General features: G+C 70.3%; 1 protein-coding gene. It reads right to left on the bottom strand.

The window, feature by feature from the left end; translation table 11 throughout:
* On the bottom strand, positions 1-502 hold a 502-nt coding region (locus tag ACYVE7_RS35460), incomplete at its 3' end, for a hypothetical protein (protein ID WP_460371087.1).
* Positions 503-548 lie beyond the last annotated feature (46 nt).

Genomic DNA, 548 nt, shown 5'->3' with positions numbered 1-548 from the left:
CCGCCCAGATGTCGGTGGCGGAACGGACGACCGGGGTGTACAGCACGAGTCCTTTGGCTCGGCGGCTGCTCCAGCGGCGTCCGTCGAACCGCCACAGGTCCGTGCCGCCTTCGACGATCTTCAGTACCCAGACGCGGCCGCGGCTGGGCACCGTGATCGTGTTGGGTGAGTCGACGGGGCCGCCGGGCAGGCGTTTGACGAGCTTCCAGGACCTGCCGTTCCAGCGCAGCACGCCCTGGGTGGTGCTCGAGTCGCTGTCGCCCGCGACGACCGCCCACAGGTCGTCGGGTGCGGTGCCGTCCACGTCGTGCACCAGGCCGGAGGTTCCCGGTGGCAGCGCGACACGCCGCCATTTCCGTCCGTCCCAGTGGTGGGCCTGCGGAAACGGCCGCTCGACGGGCCGGTGGGCGGTGAAGACCCAGACGTCCTTCGGCCCGACCGCCTTCATCGCGGTGACCTGCAGTGTCTTGAACGTCTTGATGATCCGCGGCCGAGTGACCACGCCCTCCGCCACCGCCGAGGTGGAGGAGGAAGCGAGCAGAACCGCC

The sequence above is a fragment of the Actinocorallia lasiicapitis genome (genome assembly GCF_054778695.1).
The sequence above is the reverse complement of the archived record's forward strand: the minus strand, read 5'-3'. Positions and strand labels throughout refer to the sequence as shown.